Source organism: Thiohalobacter thiocyanaticus, assembly GCF_003932505.1.
GTDB lineage: Bacteria > Pseudomonadota > Gammaproteobacteria > Thiohalobacterales > Thiohalobacteraceae > Thiohalobacter > Thiohalobacter thiocyanaticus.
Map to the genome: position 1 here is coordinate 1,663,980 of NZ_QZMU01000001.1, position 13,400 is coordinate 1,677,379.

At 66.1% G+C, this 13,400-nt stretch carries 15 protein-coding genes and 1 pseudogene; 3 read left to right on the forward strand and 13 right to left on the reverse strand.

Features of this window, described 5'->3' with window-relative positions; all coding sequences use genetic code 11:
• Nucleotides 1-109 precede the first annotated feature (109 nt).
• A complete protein-coding gene (gene ubiD / locus D6C00_RS07785; RefSeq protein WP_125181197.1) occupies nt 110-1,582 on the forward strand; it encodes a 4-hydroxy-3-polyprenylbenzoate decarboxylase in 1,473 nt (490 codons plus the stop codon).
• 15 nt (nt 1,583-1,597) lie between these two features.
• On the opposite strand, the gene D6C00_RS15740 is transcribed toward ubiD, so the two are convergent.
• The 3 genes from D6C00_RS15740 to D6C00_RS07800 all read right to left on the reverse strand — a co-directional run bounded on the left by D6C00_RS15740 (nt 1,598) and on the right by D6C00_RS07800 (nt 5,134).
• Nucleotides 1,598-3,343, reverse strand: coding sequence for a VPLPA-CTERM sorting domain-containing protein (locus D6C00_RS15740; RefSeq protein ID WP_206609531.1), 1,746 nt, complete (start codon nt 3,341-3,343; stop codon nt 1,598-1,600).
• Nucleotides 3,306-3,893 (reverse strand): hypothetical protein, encoded by a 588-nt coding sequence (locus D6C00_RS07795; protein WP_125181198.1) that lies wholly within the window; start codon nt 3,891-3,893, stop codon nt 3,306-3,308. The genes D6C00_RS15740 and D6C00_RS07795 overlap by 38 nt, the downstream gene beginning before the upstream one ends.
• Before the next feature lie 344 nt (nt 3,894-4,237).
• Complete coding sequence (locus D6C00_RS07800) at nt 4,238-5,134, reverse strand: SDR family oxidoreductase (RefSeq protein WP_125181199.1); 897 nt, start codon at nt 5,132-5,134, stop codon at nt 4,238-4,240.
• Between the two features lie 314 nt (nt 5,135-5,448).
• Between D6C00_RS07800 and D6C00_RS07805 the strand changes: the two genes are divergently transcribed.
• Nucleotides 5,449-6,495: a CDP-6-deoxy-delta-3,4-glucoseen reductase gene (locus D6C00_RS07805; protein WP_125181200.1), complete on the forward strand. Its 1,047-nt coding sequence runs from the start codon at nt 5,449-5,451 to the stop codon at nt 6,493-6,495.
• Between the two features lie 242 nt (nt 6,496-6,737).
• Here D6C00_RS07805 and D6C00_RS07810 read toward each other — a convergent pair whose 3' ends face one another.
• From D6C00_RS07810 to hemC, 8 genes and pseudogenes are all read right to left on the reverse strand, one after another.
• Nucleotides 6,738-7,046, reverse strand: a complete 309-nt coding sequence (locus tag D6C00_RS07810; protein WP_125181201.1) for a heme biosynthesis protein HemY — start codon at nt 7,044-7,046, stop codon at nt 6,738-6,740.
• Between the two features lie 70 nt (nt 7,047-7,116).
• Complete coding sequence (locus D6C00_RS07815; RefSeq protein ID WP_125181202.1) at nt 7,117-7,392, reverse strand: hypothetical protein; 276 nt, start codon at nt 7,390-7,392, stop codon at nt 7,117-7,119.
• A gap of 89 nt (nt 7,393-7,481) precedes the next feature.
• Nucleotides 7,482-7,706 (reverse strand): heme biosynthesis HemY N-terminal domain-containing protein, encoded by a 225-nt coding sequence (locus tag D6C00_RS16720; protein WP_399361225.1) that lies wholly within the window; start codon nt 7,704-7,706, stop codon nt 7,482-7,484.
• Nucleotides 7,612-7,950 carry a heme biosynthesis HemY N-terminal domain-containing protein gene (locus D6C00_RS07825; protein WP_125181204.1) on the reverse strand — a complete coding sequence of 113 codons (339 nt, stop codon included), beginning with the start codon at nt 7,948-7,950 and terminating at the stop codon, nt 7,612-7,614. Before D6C00_RS07825 ends, D6C00_RS16720 begins: the two co-directional genes overlap by 95 nt.
• The gene (locus D6C00_RS16050; protein WP_255416786.1) at nt 7,947-8,504 is read right to left on the reverse strand and encodes a uroporphyrinogen-III C-methyltransferase; all 558 of its coding nucleotides are present in this window, start codon (nt 8,502-8,504) and stop codon (nt 7,947-7,949) included. Before D6C00_RS16050 ends, D6C00_RS07825 begins: the two co-directional genes overlap by 4 nt.
• A gap of 17 nt (nt 8,505-8,521) precedes the next feature.
• Nucleotides 8,522-8,842 (reverse strand): annotated as a pseudogene (locus tag D6C00_RS16320) (uroporphyrinogen-III C-methyltransferase); the annotation flags it as partial.
• A 428-nt stretch (nt 8,843-9,270) separates the two neighbouring features.
• Nucleotides 9,271-10,035 carry a uroporphyrinogen-III synthase gene (locus tag D6C00_RS07835; protein WP_125181206.1) on the reverse strand — a complete coding sequence of 255 codons (765 nt, stop codon included), beginning with the start codon at nt 10,033-10,035 and terminating at the stop codon, nt 9,271-9,273.
• Nucleotide 10,036: 1 nt separating this feature from the next.
• Nucleotides 10,037-10,969: a hydroxymethylbilane synthase gene (hemC, locus tag D6C00_RS07840; protein ID WP_125181207.1), complete on the reverse strand. Its 933-nt coding sequence runs from the start codon at nt 10,967-10,969 to the stop codon at nt 10,037-10,039.
• Nucleotides 10,970-11,046: 77 nt separating this feature from the next.
• Here hemC and D6C00_RS07845 point away from each other — a divergent pair, with 77 nt between their 5' ends.
• The gene (locus D6C00_RS07845; protein ID WP_158675358.1) at nt 11,047-11,535 is read left to right on the forward strand and encodes a thioredoxin fold domain-containing protein; all 489 of its coding nucleotides are present in this window, start codon (nt 11,047-11,049) and stop codon (nt 11,533-11,535) included.
• A 31-nt stretch (nt 11,536-11,566) separates the two neighbouring features.
• On the opposite strand, the gene D6C00_RS07850 is transcribed toward D6C00_RS07845, so the two are convergent.
• Together D6C00_RS07850 and D6C00_RS07855 are read right to left on the reverse strand one after the other, a co-directional pair.
• Complete coding sequence (locus tag D6C00_RS07850; RefSeq protein ID WP_125181209.1) at nt 11,567-12,298, reverse strand: LytR/AlgR family response regulator transcription factor; 732 nt, start codon at nt 12,296-12,298, stop codon at nt 11,567-11,569.
• Nucleotides 12,295-13,356, reverse strand: coding sequence for a sensor histidine kinase (locus D6C00_RS07855; RefSeq protein ID WP_125181210.1), 1,062 nt, complete (start codon nt 13,354-13,356; stop codon nt 12,295-12,297). The genes D6C00_RS07850 and D6C00_RS07855 overlap by 4 nt, the downstream gene beginning before the upstream one ends.
• Nucleotides 13,357-13,400 lie beyond the last annotated feature (44 nt).

Genomic DNA, 13,400 nt, shown 5'->3' on the forward strand with positions numbered 1-13,400 from the left:
GAAGCAACTCAGTCATGAAATTTATCTTTCTCTGCGTCTCCGTACCCATAGGGCATAAACGCCTCTGCACCCTCTGCGTTCACACCACCCGGCCAACTGATTTCAGCCCATGAAATACAACGACCTTCGCGACTTCATCCATCAGCTCGAACAACGCGGCCAGCTCAAACGCATCCGCCAGCAGATCGACCCCTGCCTGGAGATGACCGAGGTCTGCGACCGCACCCTGCGCCGCGGCGGCCCGGCATTGTTGTTCGAAAACCCGAAAGGGCATGCCATGCCGGTGCTGGGCAACCTGTTCGGTACGCCTGAGCGTGTCGCCTTCGGCATGGGCGAGGAATCCACGCTGGCGTTGCGCGAGGTCGGCAAACTGCTTGCCACCCTGAAGGAACCCGAGCCGCCGCGCGGCATGAAGGATGCCTGGAGCAAGCTGCCCATGTTCAAGAAGGTACTGGACATGGCGCCGAAGACGGTACGCGACGCCCCCTGCCAGGAAGTGGTGATCGAGAAGGACGCTGTGGATCTGGGCACCCTGCCGATCCAGACCTGCTGGCCCGACGATGCCGGCCCGCTGATCACCTGGGCGCTGGTGGTCACCCAGGGCCCGCACAAGCCACGCGCCAATCTGGGCATCTATCGCCAGCAGGTCATCGGCCGCAACAAGGTCATCATGCGCTGGCTGGCCCATCGCGGCGGGGCGCTGGACTACCGCGACTGGCAGGCCGAGCATCCCGGCGAACCCTTCCCGGTCGCCGTCGCGCTGGGTGCCGACCCGGCCACCATCCTGGGCGCGGTCACGCCGGTGCCGGACACACTGTCGGAGTACGCCTTCGCGGGTCTGCTGCGCGGCAGCCGCACCCGGCTGGTGAAGTGCCTGTCACACGACCTGATGGTGCCGGCCTCGGCCGAGATAGTGCTTGAGGGCTTCCTGCATCCGGGCGAGGAGGCCGACGAGGGCCCGTTCGGCGACCATACCGGCTATTACAACGAGGTGGAGCGCTTTCCGGTGTTCACCCTCGAGCGCATCACCCACCGCCGCGATCCCATCTATCACAGCACCTACACCGGCCGGCCGCCGGACGAGCCGGCCATCCTGGGCGTGGCGCTGAACGAGGTGTTCGTACCGCTGCTGCAGAAGCAGTTCCCGGAGATCACCGATTTCTATCTGCCGCCCGAGGGCTGCTCCTACCGCCTGGCGCTGGTCAGCATGAAGAAGCAGTACCCGGGTCACGCCAAGCGGGTGATGTTCGGGGTCTGGTCCTTCCTGCGCCAGTTCATGTACACCAAGTTCGTCATCGTCACCGACGACGACGTCAACATCCGCGACTGGCAGGACGTGATCTGGGCCATGACCACGCGCATGGACCCGGTGCGCGACACCACCCTGATCGACAACACCCCGATCGATTATCTCGACTTCGCCTCGCCCGTCTCCGGCCTGGGCGGCAAGATGGGCCTGGACGCCACCAACAAGTGGAAGGGCGAGACCGACCGTGAATGGGGCCGGCCGATCCGGATGTCGGACGAGGTGAAGCAGCGGGTCGACGCCCTGTGGGACGAACTCGATATATTCAAGCCCTGATCCGGGCAGCAGACCTCAATGCACGGCGGGCCTGCGGCGCCCGGCCATGAACAGCCCCAGCAAACCACTGCCGAACAGCCACACGGCGGCAGGCACCGGGACGGCACTCACCACGGTCAGATCGACCCAGCCGTCGCCATAGAAAATATCGAAGGTCTTGCCGTCGAATACCGGGAAGAACAGGCTGTCGAACTCACCGATCACAGCACTTGCATACAGGATATCGAAGGTCATGCCTTCATCGGCTGAAAAGGCCTCACCCAGCGTGATCACCAGATCGCCACCCAGCCCGGCACTGCCATAGACATTCAACAGATCGTCGAAATCACCCTGTCCTGTCCCGAGCTCCAGATGCAGGCGTCCGCCCGTATCCTGATGCAGATTGCCGTAGACATCGAGCATTGCACCCGTATCGGTGGACGCCCCCACATACATGTTCCCGTGATTGAATATATCGGCCTCAATGAGGCCCTCGGCCCGGAAGGTACCCCCGGTGCGGATATCAACCTGGTTGGCGTAGAGGTATGCGTTGTTCCGCACGATCAGCTCACCCCGCCCTGCCTGTTCCGGGTGCGCTTCATCCAGGATATCGCCACCGACCTGGACATCACCGCCTACGAACGCTGCATCCCGACCGGAGATATCCATCAAACCCACCGTATCCTGATGCACCCCGATACGTGTCGTGAGCGTATCCAGACTCCCGCCGGTCAGCCTGTACTCACCCCTGCCTCCATCACTGGCGGCGATCGTCAACTGATTCGTGGCATGCTGCCCCCCCGACTGGGTGAAACGACCCTGGCCAGCGCCGCCGACGACTGTATTCTGTGTATGCAGAACACTCCAAACAGAAAAGCTCCCTGACAGTATGTACTCACCTCGGCTGCCCGCCATCACACCCAGGGTGAGCGTTTCGCTGATCTGGTGCTCTCCCTGGCTGTGGCGATAGACACCCTGCCCGGCCACGCCGACCTGCAGCCCCGAGTCGCTCCAGTTATCCACATCGCCCCGGCGCTGCTCGAAGGTGCCGTGGCTGCCGGCGTCCCGGCCCAGCACCAGCCGGCGCGAGCCCGTCAGTTGCAGCACGAGATCATAGCTATCAGACGACTGGTCCATCACAAAGACGCCGGTCCCGGCCGCACCGATCACCAGTTCATCGAAATCCAGCCACCCGCTGTTCCATTCATAGCGGCCGTAGCTGCCGGCCTGATGGCCCACCATCAGCTCCCAGGCAAGCACATCACCATTCTGGTGATGGTATGCACCGTTGCTCCCGGCTTCACTGCCGACCAGCAGGCGATCAGTGGAATGGTGTCCACCGCTCTGGCTGAACATACCCTGGCCGGCACCGCCGACGACTGTTTCCCCTGTATGCAGATCGCTCCAGCCGGTATCGCTCCCGGACAGTATGTATTCACCCCGGCCACCCGTCTGCACGCCAAGGGTCAGGGTTTCAGTGATCCAGTGGGCGCCGTAGCTGTGGCGGTAGACGCCCTGCCCGGCCACGCCGACCTGCAGCCCCGAGTCGCTCCAGTTATCCACATCGCCCTGGTGCTGCTCGAAGGTGCCATGGCTGCCGGCATCCCGGCCCACAACGAGGCGGCGTGAGCCATTCAGTTCCAGCGCTGGATAGTAACCGTCAGGCGCCTTGTCCATCACAAAGACACCGGTCCCGCCCGCACCGACCACCAGCCCATCGAAGTCCAGCAGCCCGCCGGTCCAGTCATAGCGGCCGTAGCTGCCGGTCTGATGGCCTACCATCAACTCCCAGGCAACACACGTCACCATTCTGGTGACGGTATGTACCGTTGCTGCCGGCTTCACTGCCGACCAGCAGACGATCAGTCGAATGGTGTCCACCGCTCTGACTGAACAAACCCTGGCCGGCGCCGCCGACAACTGTTTCCCAGGTACGCAGATCGCTCCAGCCGGTGTCGCTCTCGGACAGTATGTATTCACCCCGGCTGCCTGACTGTTGGCCAAGTGTGAGGGCGTCCATGACATGGAGCTCTCCGCCCGTGTGGCGATAGCTGGCGGCGCCCGCTACGCCGACATCCACCCGATCGGCGAATAGAACATTGCCGGATTGCTCGAGCGTAATGGCACCGCTACCGATGGCATCGATATACAGCGCGCCGATGGACGGCAGATAGCTGCCGGTGTCCATTACCCTTATGGTGCGATTGACCGAATCGGCCTGTGTCAGATACACGTTGTCCCAGTTCGGAATCCCGTAGGGGTCCCAGTTGCCGGGGTCTGTCCAGGCCCCATCATTGCCGATCCAGTATTTGTCCGCAGCCTGGGCGGCCATGGAAGGTGAGAGGCTCAGAACTGCCAGTATGAAAACGATATGACTGCCAAGGTGCCGGGATGAGTGCACTTGATACCCCCCTGTTTTGTCGTTATCTGACTGGCGTGCAGTGGTGGCGATGCAGTCAGCGATTTTTACATTGTTATTCGGGAAGGATGTTATAAGCAGTATATATACCAGTTTTTAATATATTGTTTTTTAATATATTAATTTTTCATTGCTTATAAAAACGTCAACAATTTCGACGCCAAGGCCCGATTGGGTTGGGCGATCAGCCATTTCTCCCAAGGGCCTTTACTGTCGCGTGAGTACACAGAGACGGGCGGGCGACAGTGGCACAGGGGTCATTTCGCTTCTTCAGCAAAACAGGCCGCCAGTCCCGCTTCCAGGTCCGGGTACTGCAGTTCCACCCCCAGTTCCTCGCGCAGGCGGCGGTTGTCCAGCCGCTTGGACTCATTCATGAAGGCCTGCATGCCCCGGCTGAGTTTCTCGGGCGCCTCGGCCCGCGTGACGGTGGGCGGCGGCGGCAACCCGGCCGCTTTTGCGATACATGCAAAGTAGTCGGCCATGGTGCTGGGATGGCCATCGGCGACGTTGTAGGCAGCGCCCGGTTCGCCCCTTTCCATGGCAGCGCAGCAGGCGCTGATCAGATCGTCCACCTGGATGCGGTTGGTGTAGGGACAATCTTCCTCACGCAGGATGGGCAGGCCCTGGCGGATGCGTTCCAGTGGCAGCTTGCCGGGGCCGTAGATCCCGGGCACGCGCAGGATCACCACCGCGACACCGGTCTGCTCCGACCAGGCCTGCAGGGCCTGCTCGGCGGCCAGGCGCCGGCGGCCGCGCGGGGTGCCCGGGTTGAGCGGAAAGGACTCGTCGATCCAGTCGCCGCCGCTGTCGCCGTACACGCCGCTGGTGCTGATGTAGACGATGCGGCGCGGCAGGTTGCCCGGCTGCAGTTGCTCCAGCACCCGCGCCAGGCGCGGATCGCCATCGCCTTCCGGCGGGGGCGGGGCGAAGTAGTACAGCTCACGGCCGGCCGCGGGCAGCGCACCCGCCGGCAGCGCCTGATCCAGGTCGAGCTGCAGGGGCGCGATGTCCACCCCCCGCAATGCAGCCGCACTCGCGTCGCTGCGCACCAGGCCTGTGACCGGAACATCCCCCGTCCGCAACTGCCGGCCCAGGCGCCGGCCGACATAGCCGCAGCCGACGACTAGTACTCTTTCAAGGTGATATTGACGCATTCAGTTGGCCTGTCAGCATTCCTGGCAAGGCGCGGCTCGCAGCGAATGGCGAGCCCTTTGCAAGAGCAGCAACACAGACAGGGATGCTGACAGGCCAACCCGGAGGGCGCCCCTGTGGTGTCCCGCCACTGCGTTGCGCCGCTTGACAAGGACCGAGCCATTGCCTGCACGACGCGCCTTGCGGCGAAACACCACAGGAGCGCTGAATGCGTCAATATCACCTTGAAAGAGTACAAGCACAGGAACCATCGGTTTATCTCCCACGGGAAATGGGCGACAATCGCCGCCTTTGTTTGAGTTGCGTCCAGGATTACATGGCATATCAGGTCAAGATCGAACCCAGCGGCCACACATTTTCTGTGGAAGCCGGCGAGTCCGTGCTCGAAGCGGCCCTGCGCCAGGGCATCGAACTGCCCTATGGCTGCCGCGGCGGCAGCTGCGGCAGCTGCCGGGGCCGGGTAATCAGTGGTTCGGTGAGCTACCCCAGCGATGTCCTGCCGCCCGCGCTCGAGCCGGAACAGGCCGCCGCCGGCGAGGCGCTGTTCTGCCAGGCCATGCCGCAGGAGGATCTCGGCATCGAGGTACAGGAACTGATCACGCCGGCCCAGATCGAGGTCAAGAACATGCCGGCGCGGGTCGCCGAGATGCAGCGGCTCTGCCACGATGTCTACCTGCTGAGGCTGAAGCTGCCGACCACCGAGCGGCTGCAGTTCTTTGCCGGCCAGTATATCGAGATCCTGCTCAAGGACGGCCGCCGGCGCGCCTTCTCCATCGCCAATGCCCCGCATGACGACGACTACATCGACCTGCACATCCGGCTGGTCGAGGGCGGCGAGTTCACCCAGTATGTATTCAACGAGATGCAGCCGAAGGCCATCCTGCGCATCGAGGGCCCCTTCGGCCAGTTCTACCTGCGCGAGGACTCGCCGCGGCCGATCCTGATGATGGCCGGCGGCACCGGCTACGCCCCGCTCAAGGGCATGCTGGAACACGCCTTCCACATCGGCATCACCCGGCCGATCCACCTGTTCTGGGGAGCGCGTTCGCGGCGCGATCTCTATGCCCATGACACGATCAGCCGCTGGGCGCGCGAACATGGGAACCTCCAGTACACGCCGGTGCTGTCGGAGCCGCTGGCCGAGGATACCTGGGACGGGAGGACCGGCCTGGTACTGGGCGCACTGCTCGAGCGTTACCCCGAACCGGCCGGCCATGACATCTACATGAGCGGCCCACCGGCCATGGTCGAGGCCGGTCGCAAGAGCTTCCTCGGCCGCGGCGTGCCGCAGGAACAGATGTTCGCCGATGCCTTCGAATTCGCCGCCGACACCCGGGACAAGGCCGCCCAGGGCGGCGGGTGAAGATCAAGAGCACCACGGAATACACGGAAAACCCGGAAAAATATAATTGCAAAAGCTGCCCGGTCTCCGTTCCGCTCAATGCTCGTTATTTCGGCCCAGGGCGGAACCCCTTGACTACGGCGGGTTATGGATTCCGGCATTCGCCGGAATGACAGGAAATCCTTAAAAATCCACCAGCCTTATATTCAAGTACTGTCCGTGTTTTCCGTGTATTCCGTGGCGCTCTTGATCTTTAATAAACCTCACACCCCGGCGCGGCGAAGGCGGCCGGTCTCGCCGGTGGCCAGCTGCATGCCCTTGCGGAAGCACACTGCGGCCTGATCCGGCTCTTCCAGTTCCTCCAGCAGGCTGCCCAACAGCTGATACCCTTCCACCGTGGGCTGGATCTCCAGAGCCGCCTCGAGATAGTTGCGGGCCTTGCCCCACAGGCGGTTGAGGATCGCCAGCCGGCCGGCGGCCTGGAGCAGCACCGGATTGCGCGGCTGCTCCTTGAGCCATTCCTCCAGCTGCGAGAGCTGCATGCCCAGGTTCTCGCCCGCACCGGCGGACAATCCAGCAGGCGCTCGTTCGCGGCGGCGGGGATGGCCTCGCGCATCACCGGCTCGGCCGCGCTGTCCCGTTTCAGTGATGCAGGGCGCGTGTCGTAAGACCAGCAGCAGGTCGGCGCTCCGGGCTGCAGCCGTGTGGCAGCTGGGCCCCATAAACTTGCTGCAGCGCATCGGACGTCATGCTCGAGCGCAGTATAGTACGTTCCAGCCGCGCGCGATAGACCGTCTCCTCCAGCTCCAGGGTCGGCTCGGGCAATACCCGCGCGATTGGAGCTCCGGCAGGCAGCTCGCGCAGCCGCCTCCCAGTCGCCAGGCGCTTGTACAGGCGGGTGCGCATCTCAAAACACATAGCATTGACGCGTCGCGATTGCGCGCAGGTGGGTCAGAGGTGCCAGTGCCTTTTCCATCTGCTGCTGATGAACTGGCCGATGGCCTGGGTCAGCGACGGCGCGTCGGAATCCGGCATGGCCTGATGGGGCCAGACGCGTATTGATTCGCGGCGGGCATCCTCCCCTGATCCTGGGCGGCCCGGGCCGCGGCCAGATAGTTGAGCAGCGGGCTCTCGCTGTCATCCGCATGCTCGACCAGCAGTTTCTCGGCCCGCGGCCAGTCGCCCTCGGACAGGGCCAGCAGCCCCTGGTTGAGCGAATGGCGGGCCCGCAGGGCCCGGCGCCGGCCGCGCCAGGCCCGCAGCCGCCGGGGGGTCCGCCGCACCCCCGGCCAGCAGCCGCAGCAGGGCATAGAGGACAATGAAACCCAGCAGCAGGGCGAACAGCAGCAGCGACAGGCTGGTCTCGACACTCCACTGACCGTAACCGATCAGCACATAGCCGGGCTCGTTGAGAAACACCAACCCCAGCACCACGCCCAGCGCCAGGGTAAGCAGGGCGAGGAACAGCGGCTTCATGGTGCGCTCTCCGCGCCGTCATCGGCGGCGGCGTCGGAAGCGGCTTCCGGCGTGACCCGGCCGGCATCGATCAGGGCCAGTTCCTGGCGCAGCAGGCGCAGGGAACCGGCGATGTCGGGCAGCTCGGGGCGCAGTTCCACCGCCAGCAACTCATCGATCTCCGCCCGCGCTTCGCGCACCGCCGGCTGCCCGACATCGAATTCCTGCGCCAGCCAGTCCCGCGCCGTGCGCAGGCTCACCCGGTACAGCTCGGGCGTGCCACGCAGGGCGGCCAGACGCGCGGTGTCGAGCTGCAGCCGCAGATTGGCATGGAGGAAGAACTGCTGATCCGGTGCCAGCAGTGGGGCGACCGGCTCATCGTTGCGCCGCACCGCCACCAGCTGGCGCAGTTCATTCCACAGGGCCGCGGGCAGCTCGCGCCAGTCCCCGGCGGGCACCCCGGCGTCGGCATCGGGGCCTTCGGCGCGCGGTGTGGGCCGGTACTGGGCGCCGGCGACCTTGAGATCGTCGATATTGGCGGCCAGGGTCTCCAGGCGCAGGGCGATGCCGTCGATGGTTCCGGCTCGTTGACACTGCGCAGGGCGCCCAGCTCGCGGCTGATCTGTTCCCGCACCGGCAGGTAGGCCGCGTTGGCCAGCTCCTGCAGGCGCTGATCGGCGGTGGCGAGCGCGGCCAGGGCGGTATCCACATCCCGCGCCAGTTGCAGCCGCTGGTTGGCCACGTGCAGCAGATACTCGGCCTCGGCCAGCACCCAGGCCTCCTGGCTGCGCCCGACCTGGGCCCGCAGCACCCCGAAGGCCCGCTCCATGGCCTCGATCGACTGCTGCTGGTCGGCCAGATCCTGGCGCAGGCCGCGGCGGGCGCTGTCCGCTCCGTCCAGGGCGGATTCCATCCGGTTCACGGCGGCAGCGATGCGGTTGTCCAGGGCCTGGTTGCGGCTGTCGATCTGGGCCAGGACCTCCTGCTGCCAGCCGGCCTGGCGCTGGACCTCGTGCCAGATGAAATAGCCTCCGACCAGGGCCCCGACACCGACCAGCAGGTCCAGGATGGCCAGCGGTCCGGCGTAGCGCGGCCCGGCGCTGGGCCGGGGCGAGGCAGGGGCCGGCCGGCGGGGGGTGGGAGGACTTGCGCGGCGGTCGCCACTGGAACGCGAACTTGCGCCATCGGCTTCGCCGCCGTCTGAGCGCGCCTGATGCCCTGCCGGATGGGAATTGGGATTGGGGCTGGGGCTTTCTTGTTTTCACTATTTTCAGCTTCCCGATTGGGTGGGTTGGGCGCGGATTCCGCCGGGGCGGCCGCGCAGTCCCTCCAGCGCGGCAATCATGGCCGCGTCGTGAGCATCCTCGGCTCCCGGAACCTGTCGCGACCGACGCCCCCCCCCCCCCCACCCACCCCCCCGCATCTCAGGGAGTGTTTCCCGGGTGCGGGGGCGATGGGCACGATCGCGGGTATGCCGCAACAAAGCGCGGCGCCGGACTCGCCCAGCAGGGTGAGCAGATTATCCAGGATTGCATTGCTGGTCACCATCACCGCATCGAGCCCGCCGCTGTACCAGCGTTGCAGCAGCGGGGCGGGATCCCGCGCGGGCAGGGCCCGCTCGTAGAGCTCGACGCATTCGACCCGGGCGCCACGCTCGCGCAGGGTGTCCCGGATCAGCTCGCGACCACCGCGCCCGCGCAGTATCACGATGGAACAATCCGTCAGGCGCTGCAAGTCCGGCAGCGCCAGCAATGCCTCGCTGGTATGGGGCGAGGGCGCGGCCAGACCGGCCGGGATGCCGGCGGCCGCCATGGCCGCCGCCGTGCGCCGGCCGATGGCCAGGGTACGCACCGCCGCCGGCCAGGGCCTGCCGCCGGCCTGCGCGCGCCAGGCGGCCACGGCGTTCACGCTGACGAACAGCGCGTAATCGAAGCTTTCCAGCGGCGCCGGCCAGTCGACCCGGTCCAGGTAGCGGATCTCCATCACCGGGAACGGAACCGGCTCGGCACCCGCCGCGGCCAGTTGCTCGCACAGCGCACCGGCCTGGGCCTCGGGGCGGGTGACCAGCACCCTCCACCCCGCCAGCACCGGTCGCCGTCCCCGCATGCTAGGCGTCTTCGTAGAGCGCCTTGAGGATGGCGTCGGCGCCGCGGCCGAGCAGGTCGTCGGCCAGCACCCGGCCGAGTTCCTCGCCGTCCTCGGGCCGGCCGCTGATCACCCCGTGGACGATCTCGCTGCCGTCGGGACGGCCGACCAGGCCGCGCAGCACGATCACCCCGTGCTCGATTTCGGCATAGCCTCCGATCGGCACCTGGCAGCCGCCCTGCAGGGCCGCGTTCAGCGATCGCTCGGCGTTTACCCGCTGGGCGGTGCGGGCATCGCCCAGGGGCGCGATCAGGGCCTGGACCTCGGGATCCTCACGCCGGCACTCAATGCCGATCGCCCCCTGGCCGATGGCCGGCAGGATCACCTGCGGTCCGATTTCACTGCGGATGCGGGCGCCGAAACCCAGGCGTTTGAGCCCGGCGCAGGCCAGGATGATGGCAGCATAGTCGCCGCGGTCGAGCTTCTCCAGCCGGGTGTTGACGTTGCCGCGCAGGTCGCGGATCTGCAGATCGGGACGCAGGGCGCGCAGCTGGCTCTGGCGGCGCAGGCTGGAGGTGCCGACCACTGCCCCTTGCGGTAGCGCCTCCCAGTCCGCATATTCATTGGAGACGAAGGCGTCGCGGGGATCGTCGCGGGCCAGGATCCGGGCCAGCTCCAGCCCCTCGGGCAGTTCGACCGGGACGTCCTTCATGGAATGTACGGCGATATCGGCCCGTCCCTCCAGCATGGCGGTCTCCAGTTCCTTGACGAACAGGCCCTTGCCCCCGATCTTGGCCAGCGGACTGTCGAGCACCCGGTCGCCCTGGGTGGTCATGGTGACCAGCTCGACCTCCAGGCCGGGGTGGTGTAGTTCCAGACCGGTCTTGACGTGTTCGGCCTGCCACAGGGCGAGCGCGCTCTTGCGGGTGGCGATGCGGAGCTTGGTCAGGGACATGGTTTCTCTTGGGTATCAGGATTGAATAGCTCGGGCCGGCTGAGACGCCCGCGCGCAAGCAGTGAGGATAACGAGTGGTGAAACAGGCTTTCAAGTTTATCACGGGCGGGGTGCTGCTGCTCTGGCTGCTGGGCCAGGCTGCGGTCGGAGCCGGGACCCGGCCGGAGGTCCAGGAGGTTCAGAGCCTGGAGCAGGCCACCCACGAGGCGGCCGAGCGCGGCCTGCCGCTGCTGCTGGCCTTCAGCAGCCGGCACTGCACCTATTGTGACCAGGTCGAGCAGAATTTCCTGATCCCGATGCTGATCAGTGGCGATTACGAGGACCGGGTGCTGATCCGCAAGCTCAACATCGACGCCGGGGTGATGGTGGAGGACCTGCACGGGGAAATCCGCCCGGCGCGGCGCATCGCCGATGAGTATGACGTCGACATGACCCCGACCCTGCTGTTCCTGGGTCCGGACGGGAAGGAGCTGGCTGATCGTGTGGTCGGCCTGCTGACCCCGGACTTCTACGGCGGCTATATCGACCGCGGCATCGATACGGCCAACGCGGTGCTGCAGCAGTAAACGCTTGAGGGCAACAACCTCTGCGTTACTCTCATCCCCCTTTAAGCAACCGCCGCACCTCGGGCTGCTGACGGCGGCTGACCTCCAGTCGCGCATCCACCCCGCGCAACACGGCACACAGCCGGCCCTCGGCGTCACGTTCCAACGCGCTGAGATAACGTCGCGCCACCAGGGCGTTGCGGTGGATGCGGATGAACTGCTCGCCGAATTCCTCCTCCAGTGCCTTCAGCGCCTCCTCGATCAGGAATTCGCCCTCGCCGGTGCGCACGGTGACGTACTTGTTGTCGGCCTGGAAGTAGCGGATGTCGGTCACCGGCACCAGCTGCAGGCTGCCGCGGACCGGCACGCACAGGTGAGTGCGCTGACGCGGCCCGTCCTCGCCGGCAAGCCGCGCGGCCTGGGCCCGGTTGAGCCGGCAGGCATTGGCCAGCGCGGCCATCAGGCGCTCACTGCGGATGGGCTTGAGCAGGTAATCCACGGCGCAGGCCTCGAACGCCTCCAGGGCATGATCGCCATAGGCGGTGGTGAAGATCACCGCCGGCGGTTCACTCAGCCCGGCGAGGTGACGAGCCGCTTCCAGGCCGTCCATCTCCGGCATGCGGATGTCCAGCAGCACCACATCGGGACGGTTCGCCGCCACCTGTTCGATGGCCTCGCGCCCGGTGGCCGCCTCGCCCGTGATCTCGATGTCGGGCACGCCGGCCAGCATGGAGATCAGCCGCTCCCGTGCCAGCGCTTCGTCGTCGACCACCAGCACCTTCATGCCGCACGCTCCAGCGGAAACAGCATGCGCACCCGGTACTGGCCATCACGCTGCTCGGTCTCCAGCCGCGCCTGCGGACCGAACACCAGCAACAGGCGCTGACGGATGTTCTCCAGCGCCATGCGGTTGCCCGCCCGCCGCGGCGAGCCCGAATCCGGCGGCAGGGGATTACGCACCTCCAGCCGCAGCCGTCCCTTGTTGTAGGTGGCCAGGATATGGATGCAGCCGCCATCACCACGCGGCTCAATTCCATGATAGACAGCGTTCTCGATCAGCGGCTGCAGGATCAGCGGCGGCACCGCCGCATCCAGGGGCAGGTTCTTCTCGGTCCACTCGACCTCCAGCCGCCGGCCCAGGCGCTGCCGTTCAATATTCAGATAGCGGCGGGCGATGGCCAGCTCCTCGCCGAGCGGAATACGCGCCTGAACATCCATCATGCCGGCACGGAACAGCTCGGCCAGGTCCTGCACCACCTCCTCGGCCAGTTCCGGCCGGCTGCGGGTCAGCGCGGCGATGGTGTTGAGGCTGTTGAACAGGAAGTGCGGCCGGATGCGCGCGGCCAGCGCCTCGATCCGGGCCTGGGCCTCGGCGGCGACCTGCATCTGCCACTGGCGGCGGACATGGAAGTAGCGCAGCAGCAGGGCTGCCACGATGGCCGCAATGGCCAGATTGCGGATGAGATAGTCGCGGTGCTGTCCGGGCGTGCCATCCAGCGTGGGCAGCAGCTGAAAGGCCAGCTCGCTCAACCCCAGCACCAGCAGCAGGATCAGTGTATAGGCCAACAGCCCGGCGCGGCGTGGCGGCAGACGCACCAGCCAGCGCCGGGTCAGGCACAGCACCGCGGTGCAGGACAGCGCCACCCATTGCACGAACAGCGAGACCAGACCCAGCTCGTTCCACCACAGTCCGCCCGGCGGCGTGCCGGCCAGGGCCAGCACGAAGGCCAGCAGCTGGGCGCTGACCACCACGGCGAACACCGCCCGGATGGCGCAGAAGTCGGGCAGAAAGCCGGCATCACCATTGGGCAACCCGGCGGCGTTGTTGGCTGGCGTTTCCATTATCCCTGCGGCATCTCTCCCTGCGGCAGCGTGCTGCAGCCCGG